The organism is Nocardia sp. MH4 (genome assembly GCF_019266065.1).
Classification (GTDB): domain Bacteria; phylum Actinomycetota; class Actinomycetes; order Mycobacteriales; family Mycobacteriaceae; genus Nocardia; species Nocardia canadensis.
This window is the reverse complement of the sequence record NZ_LPNR01000101.1, coordinates 1-21120: the sequence shown is the minus strand read 5'-3', so window position 1 is coordinate 21120 and position 21120 is coordinate 1. Positions and strand designations below refer to the sequence as shown.

17 protein-coding genes and 1 pseudogene are annotated in these 21120 nt (G+C 66.5%); 7 read left to right on the top strand and 11 right to left on the bottom strand.

Translation table 11 applies throughout. The annotated features are described in order from the left end of the window. Window positions 1–109: 109 nt before the first annotated feature. The 8 genes from ATM97_RS15895 to ATM97_RS15860 all read right to left on the bottom strand — a co-directional run bounded on the left by ATM97_RS15895 (window position 110) and on the right by ATM97_RS15860 (window position 9214). On the bottom strand, window positions 110–2716 hold the full coding sequence (locus ATM97_RS15895; RefSeq protein ID WP_308248499.1) for a valine--tRNA ligase: 2607 nt from the start codon (window positions 2714–2716) through the stop codon (window positions 110–112). A 74-nt stretch (window positions 2717–2790) separates the two neighbouring features. Beyond that, the gene (locus tag ATM97_RS15890; protein WP_218718797.1) at window positions 2791–3714 is read right to left on the bottom strand and encodes a glycosyltransferase family 2 protein; all 924 of its coding nucleotides are present in this window, start codon (window positions 3712–3714) and stop codon (window positions 2791–2793) included. Next, window positions 3711–4400, bottom strand: coding sequence for a bifunctional 2-polyprenyl-6-hydroxyphenol methylase/3-demethylubiquinol 3-O-methyltransferase UbiG (locus ATM97_RS15885; protein WP_218718796.1), 690 nt, complete (start codon window positions 4398–4400; stop codon window positions 3711–3713). Before ATM97_RS15885 ends, ATM97_RS15890 begins: the two co-directional genes overlap by 4 nt. Window positions 4401–4409: 9 nt before the next feature. Next, complete coding sequence (locus ATM97_RS15880; RefSeq protein ID WP_218718795.1) at window positions 4410–5765, bottom strand: hypothetical protein; 1356 nt, start codon at window positions 5763–5765, stop codon at window positions 4410–4412. A 308-nt stretch (window positions 5766–6073) separates the two neighbouring features. Beyond that, entirely contained in the window at window positions 6074–6868 is a 795-nt protein-coding gene (locus ATM97_RS15875) for an SAM-dependent methyltransferase (protein WP_218718794.1), read from the bottom strand. A 106-nt stretch (window positions 6869–6974) separates the two neighbouring features. Continuing rightward, on the bottom strand, window positions 6975–7583 hold the full coding sequence (locus ATM97_RS15870) for a DUF5753 domain-containing protein (protein WP_218718793.1): 609 nt from the start codon (window positions 7581–7583) through the stop codon (window positions 6975–6977). 198 nt (window positions 7584–7781) lie between these two features. Further along, window positions 7782–8204 carry a hypothetical protein gene (locus tag ATM97_RS15865; protein ID WP_218718792.1) on the bottom strand — a complete coding sequence of 141 codons (423 nt, stop codon included), beginning with the start codon at window positions 8202–8204 and terminating at the stop codon, window positions 7782–7784. A gap of 530 nt (window positions 8205–8734) precedes the next feature. Beyond that, window positions 8735–9214, bottom strand: a complete 480-nt coding sequence (locus ATM97_RS15860) for a DNA-directed RNA polymerase subunit beta (RefSeq protein ID WP_218718791.1) — start codon at window positions 9212–9214, stop codon at window positions 8735–8737. 999 nt (window positions 9215–10213) lie between these two features. Here ATM97_RS15860 and ATM97_RS15855 point away from each other — a divergent pair. After that, window positions 10214–11236 (top strand): hypothetical protein, encoded by a 1023-nt coding sequence (locus tag ATM97_RS15855; RefSeq protein ID WP_218718790.1) that lies wholly within the window; start codon window positions 10214–10216, stop codon window positions 11234–11236. Here ATM97_RS15855 and cutA read toward each other — a convergent pair. From cutA to ATM97_RS15840, 3 genes are all read right to left on the bottom strand, one after another. Further along, on the bottom strand, window positions 11217–11522 hold the full coding sequence (gene cutA, locus ATM97_RS15850; RefSeq protein ID WP_218718789.1) for a divalent-cation tolerance protein CutA: 306 nt from the start codon (window positions 11520–11522) through the stop codon (window positions 11217–11219). The two genes, ATM97_RS15855 and cutA, sit on opposite strands and share 20 nt — an antisense overlap. 83 nt (window positions 11523–11605) lie before the next feature. Further along, window positions 11606–12394, bottom strand: a complete 789-nt coding sequence (locus ATM97_RS15845; protein ID WP_218718788.1) for a helix-turn-helix domain-containing protein — start codon at window positions 12392–12394, stop codon at window positions 11606–11608. Window positions 12395–12576: 182 nt separating this feature from the next. Next, window positions 12577–13419: a helix-turn-helix domain-containing protein gene (locus ATM97_RS15840; protein ID WP_255587861.1), complete on the bottom strand. Its 843-nt coding sequence runs from the start codon at window positions 13417–13419 to the stop codon at window positions 12577–12579. A 744-nt stretch (window positions 13420–14163) separates the two neighbouring features. Here ATM97_RS15840 and ATM97_RS15835 point away from each other — a divergent pair. From ATM97_RS15835 to ATM97_RS15810, 6 genes and pseudogenes are all read left to right on the top strand, one after another. Continuing rightward, a complete protein-coding gene (locus ATM97_RS15835; RefSeq protein WP_218718786.1) occupies window positions 14164–14976 on the top strand; it encodes a hypothetical protein in 813 nt (270 codons plus the stop codon). Continuing rightward, on the top strand, window positions 14973–16217 hold the full coding sequence (locus ATM97_RS15830) for a cutinase family protein (RefSeq protein WP_218718785.1): 1245 nt from the start codon (window positions 14973–14975) through the stop codon (window positions 16215–16217). The genes ATM97_RS15835 and ATM97_RS15830 overlap by 4 nt, the downstream gene beginning before the upstream one ends. After that, window positions 16214–17380 (top strand): lipase family protein, encoded by a 1167-nt coding sequence (locus ATM97_RS15825; protein ID WP_218718784.1) that lies wholly within the window; start codon window positions 16214–16216, stop codon window positions 17378–17380. Before ATM97_RS15830 ends, ATM97_RS15825 begins: the two co-directional genes overlap by 4 nt. 90 nt (window positions 17381–17470) lie before the next feature. Next, window positions 17471–18217, top strand: a complete 747-nt coding sequence (locus ATM97_RS15820; protein WP_218718783.1) for a hypothetical protein — start codon at window positions 17471–17473, stop codon at window positions 18215–18217. A 2-nt stretch (window positions 18218–18219) separates the two neighbouring features. Then, the gene (locus ATM97_RS15815; RefSeq protein ID WP_218718782.1) at window positions 18220–20049 is read left to right on the top strand and encodes a BTAD domain-containing putative transcriptional regulator; all 1830 of its coding nucleotides are present in this window, start codon (window positions 18220–18222) and stop codon (window positions 20047–20049) included. Between the two features lie 725 nt (window positions 20050–20774). Further along, window positions 20775–21120: pseudogene (locus ATM97_RS15810) on the top strand (MarR family transcriptional regulator); the annotation flags it as partial.

Sequence of the window (21120 nt, the reverse complement as noted above, 5' to 3'; positions counted from 1 at the left end):
TCGGTCCCGGTATGAAAAAAGTCGGATTGGGTGCCGCGAGGCCCGCTGTCCCGTGTTGTGACGAGGGTACGGCCACGCCGTGTCAGGGGCCTCGCGGTCGGTCGAAGGGCTATCCGAGCAGCACGGCGAGTTGCTCGCGGATTCGCTGGGCGTCCAGCTCGGCGTTCTGGTGACGGGTGCGGATACCGGCGACGATGTCGTTGGGAGCTTTGGCGAGGAAGCTGTCGTTGCTCAGCTTCTTAGCAGCAGCCTCGATTTCCTTGAGCGCGCCGGCGAGATCCTTTTCGAGGCGACGCTTCTCGGCATCAACGTCGATCGCTTGCGACAAGTCCAGGCTCACACGTGAGTCACCGATCGGCAGTGCCGCGGTCGAGTGGAAGTCAGCCGTAGGGGGATCGAGACGCAGCAGTTGCCGGATGGCCGCCTCGTGGCCCGCCAATGCGTCGGTGAGGGTGAGTTCGGCGGGCACCCGCTGGCTGGTTCGTACACCCTGCTCGGAGCGGAAGCGTCGAACTTCGGTCACGAGTTGCTGCAACTGAGCCACCGTGGCCTCGGCGGCCGGGTCCCGGAGGCCGGAATCGTGTGGCCAAGTGGCGATGACGACCGATTCTTCGCCGGTGAGTGTGGTCCACAGCTTCTCGGTGACGAACGGCACGAGTGGGTGCAGCAGCCGCAGCAGGGTGTCGAGCACATGCCCGAGGACCCGACGCGACGCATCTGCGGCTGGACCGCCGTGGGCGAATACGGCTTTGGACAGTTCGAGGTACCAGTCGAAGGTTTCGTCCCAGGCGAAGTGGTAGAGCAGGTCGGATAGTTTCGCGAACTGGTAGTCCTCGTAGTAGCCGTCGGCTTCGGCGATCACAGCGTTGAGCCGCGACAGAATCCAACGGTCGGTGACCGAGAGATCCTCAACCGGCGGCAGAGGCCCGGTGGTCGTTGCACCGTTGAGCAGTGCGAATCGGCTCGCGTTCCACAGTTTGGTTGTGAAGTTGCGGCTGCCCGCGACGGACTCTTCCGCGATCGGTGCGTCGGTGCCGGGGTTGGCGGCGCGTGCCAGGGCGAAGCGCAGGGCGTCGGTGCCGTAGGAGTCCATCCACTCGATTGGATCGACCACGTTGCCGAACGACTTGGACATCTTCTTGCCGTGCTTGTCGCGCACCATGCCGTGCAAGGCGATCGTCTCGAATGGTGCCTGGCCGGTTGCGTAGATCCCGAACATCATCATCCGGGCGATCCAGAAGAACAGCAGGTCATACCCGGTGAATAGCACGCTGTTGGGGTAGAACTTCGCGAGGCCGTCAGTCTGATCGGGCCAGCCCATGGTCGAGAACGGCCACAGTGCCGAAGAGAACCAGGTGTCGAGGACATCGGGGTCTTGCGTCCAACCCTCCGGAGCGGTCTCACCTGCGCCGACGCACTTGACCTCACCGGTGGGGCTGTACCAGACAGGAATGCGGTGGCCCCACCACAGCTGGCGGGAGATGTTCCAGTCGCGCAGGTTGTCAACCCAGTCGAAGTAGCGGCCAGCCAACTCGGGGGGATGGATGGCCACCTGGCCGTCACGAACGGCGTCACCGGCGGCCTTGGCCAGTGGTGCGACCTTGACCCACCACTGCATCGACAGGCGCGGCTCGATCACGGTGCCGCAGCGCGAGCAGTGCCCGACAGCGTGGGTGTAAGGCCGCTTCTCCGCGACGATGCGTCCGTCGGCTCGCAATGCGGCGACGACGGCGCTGCGAGCTTCGAGACGATCGAGCCCTTGGAACGGGCCAGGGGCGGTAATGATCGCGTGGTCGTCCATCACCGTGAGCGAGGGCAGACTGTGGCGTTGGCCGATCTCGAAGTCGTTGGGGTCGTGGGCGGGGGTGACTTTCACAGCGCCGGAACCGAATTCGGGATCGACGTGCTCGTCGGCAACCACAGGGATACGGCGACCGGTCAGCGGCAGCTCGATCTCGCGACCGATGAGGTGGCTGTATCGGGGGTCGTCGGGGTGAACGGCCACGGCGGTGTCACCGAGCATCGTTTCGGCGCGGGTGGTCGCGACAACGATCTGGTCATCGCCCTCGCCGTATCGGATCGAGACCAGCTCGCCGTCGAGGTCCTTGTGATCGACCTCGATATCGGAGATCGCGGTCGCGCAGCGCGGGCACCAGTTGATGATGCGTTCGGCCCGGTAGATGAGGCCGTCGTCGTAGAGGCGTTTGAAGATCGTCTGGACAGCGCGCGAGAGCCCCTCGTCCATGGTGAACCGCTCGCGGTCCCAGTCGACGCCGTCGCCGAGGCGACGCATCTGATCGGAGATGGCGCCACCGGACTCGGCCTTCCACTGCCACACACGCGCCTCAAACGCCTCACGTCCGAGATCGTGTCGCGAGAGGCCCTCTTTGGCGAGTTCGCGTTCGACCACGTTCTGGGTGGCGATGCCCGCGTGGTCCATACCGGGTTGCCACAGCGTCTCGAAGCCCTGCATACGTTTGCGGCGGGTAATCGCGTCGATCTGGGTGTGCTCGTAGGCATGGCCCATGTGCAGGCGGCCGGTGACGTTAGGGGGCGGGATAACGACGGTGTAGGCGGGCTTGTCGCTGGTCTCATCGGCTTTGAAGTAGCCGTTGGCTACCCACCGTACGTACAGCTCACCCTCTAGTTCTACCGGTACGAAAGTCGTCGGCAGGGTTGTGGGGTCAGTGCTGTCTGTGTGGTGGGTATCGGTCACAGTCGCCCAGCATATTGCCTGCCCATCGGCTGTCTGACCGCCGCCGGTGGGAGGTGGCGTCGCGTTCGTCTCGGTCACGGGATCCCCAATACATCGACAGCACTGCCCAGGGTGGCTTTGCGTCCCTGAGCCAGTGCCAGGGCCTGGTCGAGGTCGACGGCGGCCATGTGGAGAAGGTCGGTCAACCGGTCGGGCTTGCAAGCGTGAACGAACGCGGCGATGTCGTCGGCAGGGCGATCCTTGCCGAGGATCGTCTGGAAGTAGCCGAGGTTCTTCTTGACCACGTATCGCACCGACTCCAGTTCATCGACTTGGCTGGCGGATATGCGAGCGAACCGATTGTGGACGCGGTACTCGTGGAGCGGGCCCGGTATGCAGCCGATCTCGTTGGGCTTGCCTCGCCGGTGGCGGGCGGCGAGCAGATCGATCGCGAAGGCCCAGTCCTGCCACTTACAGACCCGCTCGTCGTAGCCGCCCGCGGCGAGGGCATCGGCGCGCCCGTAGACGATCGACATCGGCGCGTGGTGCTTGCGGACGAGCAGTTCCTCGCGGCAGGGATAGGCCGAGATCGTCAGTCCGTCGAACCCGGCGAACATCTGCGAGTAGGTGTGGACGAAAGCAAGGTCCGGTGAGGAGGCCAGGAGCTGGACCGCTCGTTCGGGGTAGCTACCGGCTGCGAGGAGGTCGGGGTCAGTGGCCAGCCGGTCATCTGAATCCAATGGGAGGACGTAGGGGTAACGGGCGTAGTAGAGCGCGGCGGTGCGGGCCCCCTGTGCGCCACGGTTGTCGCTTCGCCGAATGACGCGGACGTTCGGCAACTCCTGGCAGGCATCGAGGCTGGCCAGTGTGTCGGGGTCGTCGCTGCCGTCATCGACCACGAGAACTTCGTAGCGAAACGACATCGGCTGTCCAACAGCGGATTCGACTGCCTCCAGGACGAAGTTTCCGCTGTTGTGGCAGGGCACGATGACCGTGAGCCCGAGCGGGTCGGTACTCATCGGCGGGCCTGGTGGTCGGTGGTGCGGTGTGCGTGGACAGTGATCCTGTTGGCTTCGAAGTAGTTGTGCTCCGAGTCGGTGTTGCGCTCACTGTGTCGGGTCAAGCTCATGTGGCAGGCCCATCCGGTGTAGAGGCGTTCGATCGTGGTGCGGAAGGTGTCGGCGGTGTAGGTGGCCTCGTCCTCGATCAACACCCGACGTCCATGCCGGTCGGTGCGGGAGATATCGGTGAACACCTCGAGGAAATGTCCTGTGCCGACGGGGGCGCGCTGGATGTAGCGGGTCAGGAGCTCGCGGACCTGATCCTGGCGCAGGTAGTGCAGAACATCTTTGGCGACAACGACACCGAACTGTCTGTGGACGGAGAAGGTTTCGATCCGCTGTTGAACCACGTCGATGTGGTCGGCCAGGTTCGCCAGGCCCGTCAGCCGTGAGCGCAGGATCTGGGCCGGGACCTGGTCGACGGCCACGACATCGAAACCAGCTCGGGCCAAGGCGACCGTGTAGGTGCCCCTGCCGTATCCGAGGTCGAGCGCGGTTCGGGGAGCACTGTTATCGACGGCGTTGAGGAATTCGGCGAACCTGTCTGAGACCGGTGCCGACAGTCGCTCCGCTGTCGGCGCTTCGCCCGCCAATGCTGCGAGATAGAAGGCGGTGACATCTTTTTGAGAGCGTGTGAGGTACATGGGGGGCTCCTAGAATCCGTCGACTTCCACGATTTGGCCGGGGATGCGCAGCGATAGCGCGAGGGCTTCGGTGACACGCATCGGCAGGTAGTGGTCCTGCAGTCGGCTGCGGGTTTCGGTGCCGCGCAACCAGTTCTGCATCAGGGCGCGGTTACTATCGCTGTGGAAGAGGCCGTCGAAAGTTTCGCGCGAAACGTACTCATCGTCGGTGAGCAGCGAGGCATTGGCGCGGGTGAGAATCTCTGCGACCGCGCCGATCTTGTCGGCATCGGGCCCGCGAGGCACGTCGTAGCAGTGCACGTGCACCGAGTACAGCGTCGACAGCTGCGCTTCCAGATCGACGCTGCTGGTCCGGCCGTTCTTGTTGTACACCCCGTCAGGGAACGCCTGCCAGCTCCGAATCGAGGGCGTCGTCTGCTCGAAAGACAGCGTGCCCAAGGTGATCGTGGACTCGGTTTCGGCGTCGATCAGCCGGAACGTGGAGGTGATGTCGGTTTCGCCGTAGCGGCCCGGTTCACGCGCCAGCGCAGCACATTTCGAGTGCCCACCGAGCAACTTCGTGGCCGGGGCAGACACTCGCTGGTCTTGGTCGGCGGGAAACGCGCCGAAAGAGCTCACCTGCAACCGCAGCGGCCGGCCTCGGAAGAGCAGCTTGTTGAGCGAGAGGACCTGGACCGCGAGGTCGATGTAGTGGTAGCTGCCGTGCATCAGCATCCCGTATCCGTGCCGGTAGGGGTGGTCGTCGCGGGTTACGAACTCGTGCGACAGATTCCAGACTCCGCCTGCGGCCCGCAGATGAAACGAGGTCAACGGTGCCTTCCACGCGAGCATCCGTTCGCGCAATGCTCCGATGAGCCGGTCGTTGTAGATGCTGTGGTAGCGGCTCAAAGTCATCACCGAGTGCCGCGCGGTCCTTCGTGCGGCGTCGGAGATCAGCTCGTCCATGGTCGTGGAAATCAGGGAGGGTTCGAACGTGCCATCGAGCATCGGAGCGAAAACCGGCTTCTCGACCAGTGAGTTGATGCCTTCGGCCACGCACCGGCGCAGGTATTGCAAGTGCGAGCCGACCTCGGTGGCGATGTAGGCCAGCATCGGCAGGCCCGGCGACCGCAGGAAACGCAGCGCTGTCTGCGCTGTTTCCAGAGCCAGTGCGGGATCGCCTCGGTCGGCCTGGACGAAGAACTTCGTGCGCGGCTGCGGGTCCGCACCGACAAGCCGTGCCTCGATGACCTCGCGCTCGGATTCGAGGTCTATCAGCGACCAGGAATCGAGGTGTCCCTCGGCGATCGCCTGCCGGATGACGGGCATGTACTTGTTGCGAACGATCTCGTCGTAGCCGATAACGACCAGCTGATGAATGCTCATCGAGTCCTCCGATATTTCACGTGCCGGATCGCGGTTCGTCGCGTTCCGTGCCCCTGAGATGCTGGCCGTCGCTTCCGTGTGTGGAGCTGTGCCAGCGAAAGGTGTCGTCTACGAAAGGTGTTAGGGCGACATCGCTTGTGCACCAAGGCCATTCGACGACGGGCTTCGAGTCGCGGCGGTGTTCACCGGTGCGTGCTCGACTGAGTTGGTTGCGCTGTCTGGATGGGTGGTCGGCGGCGGTGCGGATGTCTGACAGGGCCCGCAAGGTCGCGATGCTGGTCGGGTCGTGGGGAGCCAGGGCTTGGGTGCTATGGCGGCAGTTGGCCGATGGCGGCGTAGGCGGCCAGGTCCCAGGTGTCGGGGTGTAGAGGCCGCAGGGTGTTGTGCTCGGTATCGGTGGGCCGCCACCGGTGTGGTGCGATCAATCCGGGAGCGGCGAGCCGGTAGGGGGCCAGCATCGCGGTGATCGTGTCGCGGTCGCGCGGGTGAAAGCCGATGCCCGCGTCGCCCAGAGCCGCGACGGCGCTACCGATGTCGTTCCCGGCGACGTCGTCGGTGATATGGCTGAACACGATCCAGGTTCCGGGTCGGAGCTGGCGGGTCAGCTCGTGGAGAACGGCGGGGGCGTCGGCGAGGAGTTCAGCGGTCCCGGACAGGCAGACCGCTAAAGGCGCGGTGGAGTCCATGACCGCGGTGATCTCGGCGAGGACAGCACTGACATCGGTGAGGTCGACTTCGGCGACAACACTGTTCGGTTCGGTCAGCAGGGCACGGGCGTGGGTAGCGGCGAGACGATCGTTGTCGATGTAGAGGGTGCGGGCGGTGCTGTTGGCGGCTGCGGTGATCTCGCCGATGTCCGGTGGTGCCGGGAATCCGCAGCCGAGTTCGACCACCTGGGTCACTTGGTGCTGGTTGCGCAGGTGCTCAACGGCGCGGCGGGCGAAGCGGCGTGCTTCGCGCATGGCGACGGTGAACTGGCTGTCCAAAAGAGGCTCGGCGATCACGCGATCGAGGTCGTAACCGTCTCTGCCGCCCAGCAGAACGTTGCACACGCGGGCGGCGTTAGGTCGGCTGGTGTCCACTGTCTGGTTGGGGGCTGTCATGTCCTGTCCTCGCCGGAGGGGTGCCTCGAATCCCCGCCCAACCTCTCGGCTGCCGTGATGAGGGATGCGGCGTCGGGTTGGTCGCGGGGCCTCCCGCTCGGTTGGCTCAGATGCCGGACTCGGTGTGACTGGCCAGTGCTCGGGCCAGGATGGCGTGGGCCTCCTCGCCATAGACCGCCGTCGTGGCGAGCAGCTCGAAAGTGCGGGTGTGCAGCTCGATCTCGGAAGTCTCGGTGTTCTCGATCGGCCCGGAGATTCCTTCGCTGTCGGCGGAGGTCTCGTCGTGGAGGACGAAATTGATCGCCGGGGCCACGAATTCGGCGTTCAGCGGGATGATGCCGATCTTGACGTGGTCACGCAGGGTCAGGATGTCGCCGAGCATGCGGATCTGGGCGGCCATCACCTCGGAACTGCCGACCGTGAGCCGCAGCGCGGCTTCACCGATGAGCAGGTGGAACTGATGGTCGGGCAGGTTGAGCACGGTCTGGCGTTCCAGACGCGCGATCGCGGTCGCCTCGCTGTCGTCATCGAGATCCAGCACGGCCGAGCACTTGGTGAGGATCGCGCGGGCGTAGTCGTGGGTCTGCAACAGTCCCGGAATGATGTCGGGGTTGTAGCCGCGCTGGTCCTTGGTGTCGGCCTCGATGGGGATCAGGCTGCGCTGCAAGGTCTCCAGCCCGCCGTCGGTGACGTCGTTCCAGGCCGTGTTCGCCATGGTTCTAACCTTTCCTTCATATTTTGATGGTTGGTCGGATCGGTGGAGGGTCCACCGGTGTGGTTCGGGTGGGCTGGGGGGTGGCCCCGGAGGCCGGACGGGCGACCTCCGGGGGTGTTCCCCACCCTCGAACCGGCCCGGATCGGGGCTCGCTGGGACGGTTCGAGGTATTCAGGTGGTTTGTGGAAACCCCGGGGGTCAGGCGGGGGCGATGTCGCTGATCAAACTCACGCCCTCGTGGGTGCGGGTAATCACGGTCTGGACGAAGACCACCGTCGCCGGATCGGCACCGGGAACGTGCTCGGTAAGGTCGACCTGCCACCGCACCGAGCCCGTATCGATGTCGATGTCCAACAACGTCATTCGGACACAGTGGCGGGTGTCGGGCGCGACGGCGTCGATCCCGGCTTGCAAGCGTTCACCGATGACGCCGCTCCCGAATTCCGGGGTCAGGAACCTCTTGGCTTGCTCGGCCGAGCGGGTCACGTAGTAGGCGTCCTGGAAACCCAGGATGGTGTTGGGGCCGCTGTCGGTGCCGCCGGGGCCGAACCCGGTGACAAACCCGGCGCTGCGCTCGTCGGGGCACGCGAACTCCGTGGCGTGCGCGGGCGGGGAGGTCACTGCGGCGACCGCTGCCACTGTCGCCGCTACAGCGGTGAACGTGCACAGCACCGTCGCTGCGGTCCACCGGTGACGGCTCCAAAGCGGTTGGTGTGGAGAGGGTTCGAACGTGGCATACATGCGAGTTCGCTTCCTGGGAGTGATGTTGTTTCGGGAAGTTCGGAAGGGCTGGGTGGCCCCGGAGATCGCGACATCGCCTGGGAACGATTCCGGGGCCGCCTTCGCGCGGCCGGGCCGGTGCGAGGGGTCTCAGTCCTCACTCGGGCGGGCGTGAAGGTCATTCTGTTGGTCGGAGTTGCGCCGCGTTGGCGCAGTTCAGGGCAGTAAAAACAAGCGTTCGTTGGGGAGCCGAGGGAGCCCGGCGCAGTGGCCGGAGTCGACGGCGATGGTGCAGGGTCTGCGGGCGGCGATGTCTTGTACGAAAACGAGGGCGGCAGTCAGGCAGGCAGCGAAATCCATGCGCACACTGGGGAACTGGATGGTGAGGTGGACATCTGGTTCCTCCGGGCGCGGGGACCCACCGCCGGGCGTCATCGGGAGTGCTGGCCCTGTAAGCACGCTCGAACACATTCGAGGACAACCGCCCCGGAGGGCCGGAACTTGCTGATGGCCGGAGATATCCACGTGCGAGCCATCAGCGCGTCCGGCACCGGTGAGGGCAACGCGATGTCGCCCTCACGGATCACGACCACCCGCGCTCGCCAGAGCTGGGCCACGACGGCGGGGTCACCGATCGGGCGGATGTCGGACCTCACGAGGAATGTCCACATTCCGGCGCGGGGGTGGCCGATGATCGGCAACGGCGCGACACCACGCACATCGAGGGAGGTTTTGACCCGTTGCGCCAGCTCGGTGGGCATCATTACCGCACCGACGAACCCGGCTTTCATCGTGATCCGCCCGGTTTCGGGGTCGATCACGGTGCGCAATGAGCACTCGCGGCGGTAGAACTCGCACCGTGATCGGGGTGTCTCGGTGTAGGCCGCGGGGGCTGGGCTGGTCTGTGTCATCGGGACTCCTCGGTCACCGGCGTCGTCGGGGCGTGTGGCCCTGTGGCGTCGACCGCTGGCTGTGTGGGCGCGGTGGCGAGGAAACCGGCTTGGCGCATCGCCTCGAGCGCGTTGACAAGCTCGGCACGCGATGGGCTGAAGGCGTGAGTGGCCTCGATGAGGGTGAGCGTGTCGGCTGACGGGTTCGCCCTAGCACTGGATGACGGCTCATGTCTCGCCGCGGTGGATTGCGGGTTCAGCTCGTCGGAATGTGTCATGTGCGGGCCTCCCTTGGTGGCGCTACCGACAACAAGGGGCACCTGGCCAGCGGCTTCGCTTCTGGTGCCCCGGGATCGGGTTCTGTGTTCAATCGTTGCCTGCTAACGGCATCGCCAGGAACCGCACAGCGGTGGCGTACCGGTGGCGTACCGGAGGTATTTCCCGGCCAGATCCGGGGTGCATAGGTGCCGCTGACTGCCTGCCTGAGCGACCAGAACGGCCGACGCGCGTTCGCCGTTCAATTGGGTGGGACCGGATGAGCAGCCGCCATGGTGGCTGGCCCGCAGATCGATGGTGCTCGATGACATACCAGGCTCCCGGGAAACACGATTGGATCGGATCGGCACCCACCGCCGGGCAACAACCGCAGGGATCTGCGAGACGAACAACGCTCTCGCGCCCTAGGATTCGCGATGAGGGAACGGATCTCAGGGGCCGACGGTGGGTGTTCATCCAGCGTCTCGGATTTGCGGCGGCCTCGACAGCGCAGAACTGTAGGCAGATAACGTCCGCGAGGGGGTCGTCGCGAATACACAATTCAGAGAGCAGAGGCTGGCTCGGGGTCTCACTCAGGCCGAGCTGGCCGAACAGGTCTGCGACCATGTCGAGGTAGCGGTCGGGGTTCGCCCGGCCGTCGACGCTCAAGCGATCAGCCGGATAGAGTGCGGCGAGATCGCCTGGCCAAGGCGCGCGACCCGGGATGCTCTCGTAGCGATCCTGGGGTGCACGTCGGAATCGGATTTGGGTCTGTACCCGAAACGGACTCAGAAAGACGCGGAAAGGGCTGACGCCACGAAGCGACGAAACTTCCTCGCCCTCGTAGGACTGACCGCCGTCAGCGGCGCCTCGACGAGTCGCGAGATCGGTGGCACTGAGATCGCCGAAATGCGGGCCAGGTTCGGCCGTCTGGTCGAGCTGGACAACCACCTCGGCGGCGGTGACACCTACCAGCTCTACGTCACCGAGCTCTCACGCACTGAGTCCGCCCTCCAGACCATGTCCCCGCGCACAGCCGTCGCTCGCGGACTGGCGGAGCTGGCATCGCAGCAGGCACAGCAAGCCGGGTGGGCCGCGTTCGACGCCGGTTTCAACGACGCTGCTCACCGGCTCTTCGTCTACGGCAAGCAGGCAGCGAGAGAGGCCGGCGACCGGGCCCTCGAAGCGAACGCGCTCGTGCACATCGCCTACGCAACCAACGATCGCGGTGCTGCCGGCGTCGCCGACGCCGCCTGCGACGCGCTCGGGGCCAGCGCACCCCCGAAAGCGGTGGCGCTACTGGAATCGCGGCGAGCCTGGTCACGCGCACGCAGCGGCGACCGCGACGGCGCGTCCCGCGCCCTCGACATGGCCAGGGTTGCGCTCCAGTCCGACACCGGTTCGGACCCGGAACCGAGCTGGTATTCATGGATCGACCACAACGAACTCGACATCATGACCGGCCGGGTGTGGTCGGTGCTCCGCGAACCGGCAAAGGCCACACCACCGTTGGTGCGAGCCCTCGACGGCTACCCGGCGCACTGGGCTCGCGACCGAGCTCTGTATTTGTCGTGGTTGGCCGACGCGTGCCTGGACGCGGGAGATCCCGAGTCCGCGATTGCCACCGCCGACACCGCTTTGGATCTCGCGACCACCGTCGCATCTGCACGGCCGTTGATCCGCATTCGCGAGGTCGCTCAGCGGTGCGTCGGGAGGGGCGTCACCGGCGGGCCCGGACTACTCGCCCGCGCAACAGCGGCGCGCGCGCCTATTCCTGTGAAACTGTAGGGCTTTCGACCCACTGGGCGTACTTCTCGGTCGTCCATGGCACCGGGGTCGCGCTGATCTCGGGCCCGCTCCACGGATGCAACTCCGCGATGCGCTCGGCGAGACGGTCCCGACCGGCTGTGGCGACGCGGAAGGTCAACCGCCACTCCGGGCCGGTGCCGACCTTCCCGAGGTGCCAGAACACGCTGTCCTGCTTGACGATCTCGGCACCAGCGGCAAGACGGTCTCCGACGACGCTTTCCGCGATTGAATGCGCGTCCTGTTCGGTCGGCAGCGTCGTGGTCATCGCCCACACACGAGATTCGGAAGTCATGACAACGAGGCTAGCGACCTGCGTCAACTTCTGTCATGACTCGCGGTTTGGTCTTCTCAGCACGCGATCGCGGGTGTGCTGTAGAGGCCGTGGACGACAAGGACTTCCGAGCAGGCCCCGAACTCGTTGATTTCGAGGTTTAACGCGAGCGGTTTGCTGGTACCGGGTATGCGCAGGTACATCGGTGTTGTGCGGGGCCAGTCGTAGGTGACTTGCATCGGGGTTCCGTCCCAGGCGCTGCGGAAGGCGATGTCTTTGCGCAGCGTGTGGAACAGTTCTTGTGCTCGGGGGTCGTCGCGGTAGCGCGCCAGCACTGTGCGCAGGTTACGTGCGAGGCCGAGTAGTTCGCCGTGCCAGCCGTAGACGCGGTCGTGGGCGGCGGGGGTGAGCATCCAGCGAATGATGTTGTGATCGACCTGGTCGAGGCCGGGCATCATCCGGTGGAGTACCTCGTTGCCCATCAGGACGGTCTGGAGCGGGTCGAGGTATCCGCCGAGGATCTCATGCTGGTCGAGAACGTCGAGGTGGTCTTGGACCCGGTGGGCGGTGAGGCGGCGGCGTAGTTCGTCGGTGGAAACGAGGGGGCGGGAGGGTTGCAGCAAGTCTTCCCAATGTCGCCGTTGCGCAGGACTGAGACCGTGGAACCGGACGAGTTTGTCGAACACCTTGGTGCCGGGAATCTGGCGTTGCCAGATGAGCTGGTTGAGGCGAGAAATGCTGATTCCAGCTTGTTGGGCGGTGGCTTCGCGGGATAGGTTGCGGCTGAGGCGTAGGTATTCCACCGAGTCGTGGAAGTCGGGCATCCCTGGTAGCAGGGGCGGGTTGAACCAGTCCGGGCGGATCATGTCAGTGGCCTCGCATCTGCGGCGGGATGAGCACGATACGGACCTCGCGCGGGGCGCGAGGTCCGGGTTCGGCGTCGCGATGATTGGCGTGGGCAGGGTAGGTGGTCATGGCGTGCTCCTGTGTCGGTGTTCGGTTGTCCCGCCGCGTGTTCGGTGAGGCGGTTTGTGTTGTGCGGGGTGTGTCAGAGCTGTGTCGGTGAGTCACGGGGGTCGCGGTAGCCGATGAAGAATCGCAGCTCAGGGGTATCGAGGTGTGTACGAACTCTGGCACCGAGATGGATCCGGACGGAGTACAGGTTCCCGGTGTCGGGATCGCGGAGCCGGAGGGGTTCGTCGGTCGGGTAGCCGTAGGCAACCTCGAGCTCGGTGTTCCACAACTCGGTGAAGGTGGCTGAACCGCAGAGCTTCTGAAACAGCTCCTGTGCTTGTGGGTTGTGGCGGTGGATGCCGAACGCGGCCCGCAGGGACGCGACCAGGTAGGCGGCGGCGGCTTTCCAGTCCACGACAAGGGTTTCGGCGGTGGGTGTGGTGGTGCCGGGGTGGAAGAACCACAACGCGGCGTTGTCGTCGTAGCGGTCGATACCGGGCAGCTCGGAGCGAAATCGTTTGTTGGCGTGGACCAACGACCACAAGGGGTCGATGTAGGCGCCGACGAGTCCGCGCTCGTCGAGCTCGTTCAGTTTTGTGAGGCGCTCGCGAGCGCTGTGATGGGTGCGCAGCTCCTCGACCGGGGTCAGGGACACGGAAGGCAGTGCGAGGTCGCGGGTGTGGCGGGCTTGTGCCGTATCCAGGCCGTAGGTGGTGATCATCTGCTCGAGCACCGGCAGAGTGCACGGCGTGGTGCCGTACTCGATCTTGCGCAGCAGCTCGTAGCTGATGTTGAGCAGGCCGGCCGCCTCGGGCCGGGAGAGTTCGCGGTGCTCGCGCACTCTGCGCACCCATCGCCCCAGGTCAGGTAGCTCGGATTCGAGATCGCGGCCTCGGCCTCGCCGCGGGCCGTTGGTCGGTGGGTTCCTCCGGTTCATGTCAAGCCCCTCCTACTACAGTCTTCCGTTTCTCCTTCCCCGTCGGTTACGTTGAAGGGTTAACTCCCCCCGGAGTTGACTAATTCGTACCAGAAACTGACCGGTCCGGCCACCGATCATTCGCTGTGACCTCGCTGACAATTAGCTACCACTCTCCGCCTCCGGCGTGCGAGGTATTTTTAGTGCCCTTTCGGCGGAGGTCCAGCCCCGGAAGATTTCCTGTCTGACACTTTCTTTACCACTTTCGACGATCGGTGCAGGTCACCCCCTGTCGGCTGGGTGGTAACCAGATCGGCGGTAAAACCTTTACCAGTCGAAGGGGTAGCGCTGCACTGGTTTTCGGGGCTGTGATGGTGAGGTACCTCAACCTCCTCCGAAAGGGAAATCATGGATCTCTACACGGTTCTGTCGGTGCTCAGTGCTGGTGCGTCGCTGGTCTCGAATGCGCTGGCGATCGCGGTGCAGGTGCTGCCGTTCTTCTGATCGGCCTCCTGGTTCTCGCTGACTAGAAGAATCGAGAGCCCGGCTCTCCCGGCTGCGATCCGCAGCCGGGAGACACGGGAATTAGTCGCAAACTCGCGCAATTCCTAGTCTTCTCCCTTTCCTTTTCCCTGGTCTTTTTCCACCTTCATCGAAGGGTTATTTGTCATGCCCAAAAATGGGAATACGTCGCCGGTCGCCGAAGCGCGTCCGGTCCAGGACTTCCACCCAGCCCTCAGTCGTCGTCTGCCCTACGGAGGGCGGATGCTGTGGAGTGGCCGCATAGTGGCCGCCGGTGCTGTGCCGGTGCTGATGCTGCTGGCCGCCCAGCCCGCGAGCGCGATGGCACCGCTGGCTCCGATCGCTGACCAGCCCGGCGTCACAGCCCCCGCACAACCCGGAACCCAGGCTCCCGCACCACCTCCGGCCCCGGTCGAGCCTGAGCCGCCGGTGTATGTCGAGCAGCCACCCGAGATCCGCAACGGCCCGTCCCCACGTCCGGCTCCCTCACCCGAGCCCGCACCGCCGGTCTACGTGGTCGAGCTGCACACTCCGGTGCCGGTGGAACCGGTCGCGCCGATCGAGGCACCGCCGGACACGATTCGGATCGGGACGGCGCAGTTCGCCGACCCGGAGTGGTTGCCACCCGAGGTCGGCGACACGATCAACACCGTCGCCGCCGACCTGGAAGCTCAGGCCGCGACGTTCTTGGACTCGGTCGGTCTCCCGGCCGGGCGTTCGGATCGGGTGGCCGGGGCCACGGTCGCTGGTGCCGGGGCCGGTGGCGCGATCGGCGGAACGGTGACCGGTGCCCCGGCCGCAGCGGCCGGGGCGGCCGTGGGCGCGCTGGCGGGCGGCACAATCGGCGGAATCGCCGGGGCCGCAATCGGAACCGTGGTGGCGATCCCGGTCATCGGCACGATCACCTCCGGCGTGGCCGGTACCGCGTTGGGCGCGGCGGCCGGGGCGGTCGCGGGCGCGCTGGTCGCCGGTGTGCCAGCTGCGGCCGTGGGGGCGTTGGTCGGTGGCACGGTCGGTGCTGGGTTCGGTGCCGGTGCGGGGGTCGGGCAACCATGAACGGTCGACGCCTGCTCGCCATCACCGCCGCCGCCACGGTCGCTGGTGCCCTCTGCACGACGGGCGCGGGCTCAGCCGCCGCGCAGCCCGAGGTTGTCGGCCAGAGTTGCCCGGCGCTGTGGATCCTCGGTGTCCAGGGCACCAGCGAGTCCTCACCCGGTGCTTCCGAGACCGCCGATTCCGGGATGCTCGGCCATCTTCTCGGACCGGTCGCCGCCGCTACCCCGAATTTGGTGGGACGCACCTACATCGGCTATCCGGCCTCGTTCGGTGGAGCGCCGGGTACCGGTGCCAGTACCAACCCCTACACGGTCTCGGCCAACATCGGCCTCAATGCGCTTTTGGACGCTTCCGAAGACGTCGCGGCGAATTGCCCGGCGACCTCGCAGGCGGTGGTCGGGTATTCCCAAGGCGCGCAGGTCGCTTCGGGGTTCGCCCAGATCGTCGGGGGCGGGGGAGGGGCGGTGGCGCCTGAGAGAGTCGCCGCGGTGGCGTTGTACTCCGATCCCGATCGCGCTCCGGGCTCGCCGGTCATCGCGGGCCGTCCCGGTCAGCTGACTCCGGACCCGGCACCGGGCACGGCGGGGGCGGCGGTCTCTCAGATCTCGCTGAGCACGGCTGTCGCCTCCGGTGGCGGGATCGCTACGACCGCTGGGGTCGATTTCGGGTCGCTGACGGGCAGGGTCGCCGATATCTGTGTCGAGGGCGACCTCAGCTGCGCGGCACCCGACCGGGCCGCGTTGCTGCGGGTGGCCGCGCAGCTCGCCGCCCAGGCCGACCTGCGCGACCCGATCGCCGCGATCAGCTCGGTCCAGGGTCTGTTGTCGGGTGCGCTCGGTGATGCTTGGACCACGGTGGTGCTCAACGACTTCCAGATCGGATCGGGCTCGGTGGCGTATGTGCCCGCGGCGAGTCTGGCAGAGCGGCTCACCGATGCCGCCGACTCCCGCACACCGGCCCCGGGCCCCAGTGAGACGGCCGCCGCCGAGGCGCGCTGGGCGCAGATCACCGCCACGGTCGCGTCGAACCCGCTGACGACCCTGCCGTCTCTGGCGGGGAGTTTGTCGGGCGCGTGGGGGCAGTTGGTCACCGACAACGCCGACCTCATCGATCCTTCGGTGTGGTTGCGCTACAGCGACATTCCTGCCCGCCACACCGGCTACGCCGCGAACGGGCAGCTCGCCAGCGGGGTCGCGTGGCTGACCGCCCTGGCCCACGACCTCGCCGGGAGCCAATCATGACCATCACCGACTTCTTCCAGACACCCATCCTGCGTGAAGGCGCGCGGCCGGGTGACATCGTGCGCCTTCGCCCGGTGTTCGTGCCGCAGCTGGCCGGGGCCGCCGGGGCCTGGCAGATCGTCTACGTGAGTACTGATTCCCGGTCCCAGCCGATCGCGGCCTCGGCGATCGTGCTTCTGCCCGAGCCGGTCGCCGAACCGGGGTCGATGGCGATCCTGTTGTATTGCCCGCCTTTTCGCGGCTTGGGTGGAGTGTGCACGCCCTCGCAACTGCTGGCCACCGGGACCGAGTACGAGTTGGCCGGCATCGACCGAGCGCTCGCGCGAGGCTGGGTGGTCGCAGTCCCTGACGGGCAAGGACTCGGTGCGGGCACCGGCCCGCATACCTTCCTGGCCGCTCGCGCCGCCGGTGCCAAGCCCGTGCTCGATCTCGCTCGCGCGATCTACCGGGCCTCCGACCTCGACCTTCCCATCGCGCCGGTGGTGGCGTGGGGCTATGCCGATGGCGGGCGGGTCGTGGCGGCGGCGGGGGAGCTGCACCCCTGGTACGCACCCGAGGTGGATCTGCGCGGTGTAGCCGCCGGGGCCGTGGTGTCCGACCTCGCGGCTATGGCACCGGTGATCAGCGGCGGCACTGGCGCGGAGCTGGGTGCGGGCCTGGAGGGTCTGGGTTTGGCGGGCCTTGGCCTGGCCGGGCTGATCGGGCTGTCCCGTGCTTACGACCAGCTCCCGTTGCGTCACGTGTTGAACGAGGACGGTCTCGTCGCTGCCGCGGAGGCCCGTCACCTCACCGGACTGGAACTGCTGCAACGCTTCCCACAACCGCTCGCGCACTGGTGCCGTCAGCCGGATCCGTGGAACGACCACTGGTGGCGACGGGTCCTGGCGCTGGAATCCCTCGCCCACGTCAAATGCGAAGTGCCGCTGCATCTTTACCACGGCGAACTCGACATCGTTGTCCCCGTGCAGGCTGGTCGGCGGACTCTGATCGCGTATCGGCAGCGTGGCGCGCAGGTCGACTGGCGCGAGTACGACGCCGACCACCGCGCCACCGCGCATCTGGCGATCTCCGATGTCCTGGCCAAGCTCACGGTGGACGTCACCAATCCGCCTCTGCGCCAACCGACCAGCTCTTCGGTGGCCGAGCACACGAGCCGCCCCTGACCCCTCCGGGGAACCTGCCCGTACCCCGCGACCCCCTTCCCCCGGGGTACGGGCAGGCCCCGGAGCATCGACCGATCCGAGGCGAGATGAATGACGAGGTATCCCCACAATCCATTCGATGACGACGACGCGCACGTGTGGGTCGACCTTCCTCAGACCGGCCAGGGAGTCCACGTCGTGGGTAACGGCACCGGCCCCGCCTTCGACGAGCCCGATCAGTCGTCCTCGCGAGAGGAGAACTGGTTGGCCCCGCTGCGCGACGCTGACGCTCACGACAGCGCCGACACCGACCGGGTTTCCCCCGGGTGGCCCGGCCTGCGGGATCGGTTGCCGCGCGGGGCCTGGGCTGCTCTGGCGGGCACTATCGCGATATTGGCCGGGGTCCTGGTGGGGACGGGTACCGATGACCGCGACGTCGGTCAGCAGGCCGCCTCCACCGCCGCACCGCCGAGCTCGAGCCCCGCGCCGCAGGGCCCGTGCGCCGGGCTCTCCGGCGAGGTGGTCACCGACCGCGCCGGTGACCCTGCCACTGTGGCCGGGGTGATCGCCTCCTTCGAGGCCGCCTACTACATCGACCGCGACGCCGCCGAGGCGATGGCGGTACTCGCCCCCGAGACCGGGATCACCGTTGAGGGCCTCGCCGCGGGCATCGCGAGTATCCCGCCAGGCACCCGGCATTGCGTATCGATCACCCCGATCGCGGCGGGTACCGCGACCGTGCACATCGCCGAAGTGCACCCGGACCGCAAACGCGTCGACTACCTCCAGCTGATCAACACCCGCCCCGCCGACACCGGTCGGGCGCTGTTGATCTCCAACTTCCAGAAGCAGGGATAGCCATGGCAACGGGCTCGCAGGCGCCATTACTGATCGCGGTCGTCGGACTGAGCCCCCGTGCCGGAACCACCACGACCACCGTCGCGCTCGCCCACACCTGGGCCGGCCCGGAGGCCGCGCTGATCGTGGAAGCTGACCCCGCAGGCGGGCAGCTCGCCGACATGGTCGGCGCGGACCCGTATCTCGGGCTGGCGAGCCTGGCCCGCCGAACCAACCCCGCCCAGCGCGTCACCCCGGATCTGCTGGGCCAGCACGTGCAGGTCCTGCCCGGTGGTGAGGCGTTGCTGGCCGCGCCGCCCGAGCCCTATACGATGCGCGCCGTCCTGGCCGCAGAACTGCTCACCGATCCGGACGCGGACTGGCGGGGTCTCGGGGCGAGTGTGCTCGCCGACTGCGGTGTGCCCGAGCCGGACTCGGACCCACACCCGGTCATCGCTGCCGCTGACGCCTGCCTGTTCGTGCTGCGCGCCGAGCACATCGACCCCGAGCCTGCCCTCGCGCGCATTCGTGCCCTCATCCGCCGCGACTGCCCCCGAGGCATCGTCCTCATCGGCGGCAGCCGCGACTACGCCGTCTCCCTCGGTGTCCCGGTCGTGGGTTCTCTGCCCGCGACCCGCGCCGGTGCTCGAGCTCTGTTCACCGGCCGCCGCGTGCGGCGGTCCTCGCAGCTGCTCCCGCCCGCTCGGCTCATCACCACCGCTGTGGAACTGCAGCTGCGTGCGGCGACCCGCCGGACTCGCTCCGCGCCGCCCCGCGCTGCCCGCCAGGACCACCCGCGCCGCCGTGACGACACCGGGCCGACGATCTACCGCATCGACCTACCGCCGCCGACACCACGCGCGTCGGAGCCCGTGGTCGTGGAACCCGAGGTGCCCAGCGAACGACCACCCGCTCCGGTGCCCGTCCTCGCCACCGAGGCTGAGGATGCCGGCCAGCCGAGCCTGGACGACCTCGCAGTGGCGCCGGAGTCCAGCCCGACCAGCGCGCGGCCCGAGTCCAGCCCGGCCAGCGTGCTGCCGGAGTTCGACTCGTCCGCCCTCGCGGTGTTCGTCTTCGGGGCAACGAGAATCCTCTGGCGGGCACCCTCCACCGGTGAACAGACCGACATCACGAGCTACTTCCAACCGCGCAGCCGCGAGATAGTCGCCCTGCTGGCACTACACCCGGACGGGTTGAGCCGATCTCGGCTGATCGACCTGATCTGGGGCGGGCAATCACACGAGCGTTCGGCCGCGTTCAGCAACGCTCTCGCGCGGCTGCGTGCCTCGATCACGACCGCCACCGGCGGGCAGATCACCGGGTTACTCACCGATGACCGAGGGCACTGCCGCCTGTCGGTCCCCGCGGTGAGTGTCGACTACTGGGACTTCCTCGCCGCTGTCGACGCGCGCCGCCGCGCTAGCAGCGACACCGACCGCAGCGCCGCGTGCCGGGCCATCACCGCCCTCGCCACCACCGATCTGGCCTTCGACATCTCCGGCTCCTGGGTCGAACCGCTACGCGAATCCGCCCGCCGCGACGCCCACAACGCACTGAACTGGCTGGCCACTCATGAGGCCGACCACGACCCCCGCACCACCCTCGGCCTGCTCGAGATGACCGCCGAAACAGACCCGTACAACGAGACCGTCTGGCGCGATCTCTTACGCCAGCACGCACGCCTGGGCGAATACGCCGCCCTCGCCCGCACCTACACACTCATGACCCGCAAACTCGCCGAGATCGGCGAAACCCCGAGTCGAGAAACCCGAGAACTCCTCGAAACCCTCCGCCGAGGAGAAGACCGAAGCCATTCTGGCTCGAATCCTGATCGGCCGAACGGGCATCAATGACCTATCCATGCCAGAAATGCGGAAGCAGCAGGTAGTCTATTGCCGTAAATGGCCGATTTCGATGGGGATTCCGCCGCCGATCGGCGCTCTGCTATCGGGGTTTAGTGGACGGTATCCGCCCCGATCTGTCACTTTGGATCGCCTCGGAATCATTGGAAATGCACTCCCCGAAACTTTCTGTGAATGTATTCCGGTCAATACGTGGATAAATACGTGGGGAAATACGTGGAGAAATACGTGGGGCGCTCAAATGGCCCCACCCACGGCCCGCATATTCGCAGGTAGACTGGCAGATATCCGCGCGGATAGCATCCAGGATTGTCTATATACAAAGCTATATAGACATGCGTCGCCCGTCCGTCGTCGCCCATTCTCGCCTTTGGTTTGTCTCCTATCGTCCTATTTCTCTATTCATCTTCTCCCTCTTTCGTCCCATTCTTTTTATATCTTTCTATTCCTTTCCATCCATTTGGTCGGCCGCTCGTCGTTGTGCTCGAGTATTGCCGTGTGTGTTGCATATTCGTATTGCACTGCCGGGCTCGCCGTTGTCCGGAATAATTCCTGGAAATTCGCGTACTTTTGGGGTTGCGAGTTCGTTCGAGATCGAGCTAGCGTCGAATCGTTCCCGGAATTCACCGGGGGAATTCGCAGAAATCCGAATGGCGGCCCCGCCGCACCTGTGCCGAAAAGGCGCACGAATTCGGAACTGACTTTCAGGAGTTGCAATGCCCACCACACCCGCCACCCCCACCCCTACCGCTGCACCGGCCGCCGGTCGTCTGCCCAACGGGGAATTGCGGCGCATGGTCGCCGGTGCGCTGGCCGCCGACCCGGGCCGTGACATGTCACCGCGTGAAATCGCCACCAGCCTCACCCGGTCCTCCGGGGCGGTCGGCAATGCCCTCGAGGTGTTGACCGCCGCCGGGCACGCCGAACGCACTTCGGCCACCCCCCGCCGCTACCGCGCCACCGCCACCACTGCCACCGCCGCCGCACCGGCCCCCGCACCGGCCACGCCCCCCGCCCCCGCCCCTGCCCCTGCCGCCAGCACAGCGCCGAAACCGGCCCGCC

Bases quoted from the DNA above. Each gene is read 5' to 3' on its own strand.
- ATM97_RS15840 (WP_255587861.1), bottom strand. From the start codon at position 13,419: ATGAACCGGAGGAACCCACCGACCAACGGCCCGCGGCGAGGCCGAGGC.
- ATM97_RS15860 (WP_218718791.1), bottom strand. From the start codon at position 9,214: ATGACACAGACCAGCCCAGCCCCCGCGGCCTACACCGAGACACCCCGA.
- ATM97_RS15825 (WP_218718784.1), top strand. From the start codon at position 16,214: ATGACCATCACCGACTTCTTCCAGACACCCATCCTGCGTGAAGGCGCG.
- cutA (WP_218718789.1), bottom strand. From the start codon at position 11,522: ATGACCACGACGCTGCCGACCGAACAGGACGCGCATTCAATCGCGGAA.
- ATM97_RS15885 (WP_218718796.1), bottom strand. From the start codon at position 4,400: ATGTACCTCACACGCTCTCAAAAAGATGTCACCGCCTTCTATCTCGCA.
- ATM97_RS15830 (WP_218718785.1), top strand. From the start codon at position 14,973: ATGAACGGTCGACGCCTGCTCGCCATCACCGCCGCCGCCACGGTCGCT.
- ATM97_RS15890 (WP_218718797.1), bottom strand. From the start codon at position 3,714: ATGAGTACCGACCCGCTCGGGCTCACGGTCATCGTGCCCTGCCACAAC.
- ATM97_RS15835 (WP_218718786.1), top strand. From the start codon at position 14,164: ATGCTGTGGAGTGGCCGCATAGTGGCCGCCGGTGCTGTGCCGGTGCTG.
- ATM97_RS15820 (WP_218718783.1), top strand. From the start codon at position 17,471: ATGACGAGGTATCCCCACAATCCATTCGATGACGACGACGCGCACGTG.
- ATM97_RS15870 (WP_218718793.1), bottom strand. From the start codon at position 7,583: ATGGCGAACACGGCCTGGAACGACGTCACCGACGGCGGGCTGGAGACC.
- ATM97_RS15875 (WP_218718794.1), bottom strand. From the start codon at position 6,868: ATGACAGCCCCCAACCAGACAGTGGACACCAGCCGACCTAACGCCGCC.
- ATM97_RS15815 (WP_218718782.1), top strand. From the start codon at position 18,220: ATGGCAACGGGCTCGCAGGCGCCATTACTGATCGCGGTCGTCGGACTG.
- ATM97_RS15845 (WP_218718788.1), bottom strand. From the start codon at position 12,394: ATGATCCGCCCGGACTGGTTCAACCCGCCCCTGCTACCAGGGATGCCC.
- ATM97_RS15880 (WP_218718795.1), bottom strand. From the start codon at position 5,765: ATGAGCATTCATCAGCTGGTCGTTATCGGCTACGACGAGATCGTTCGC.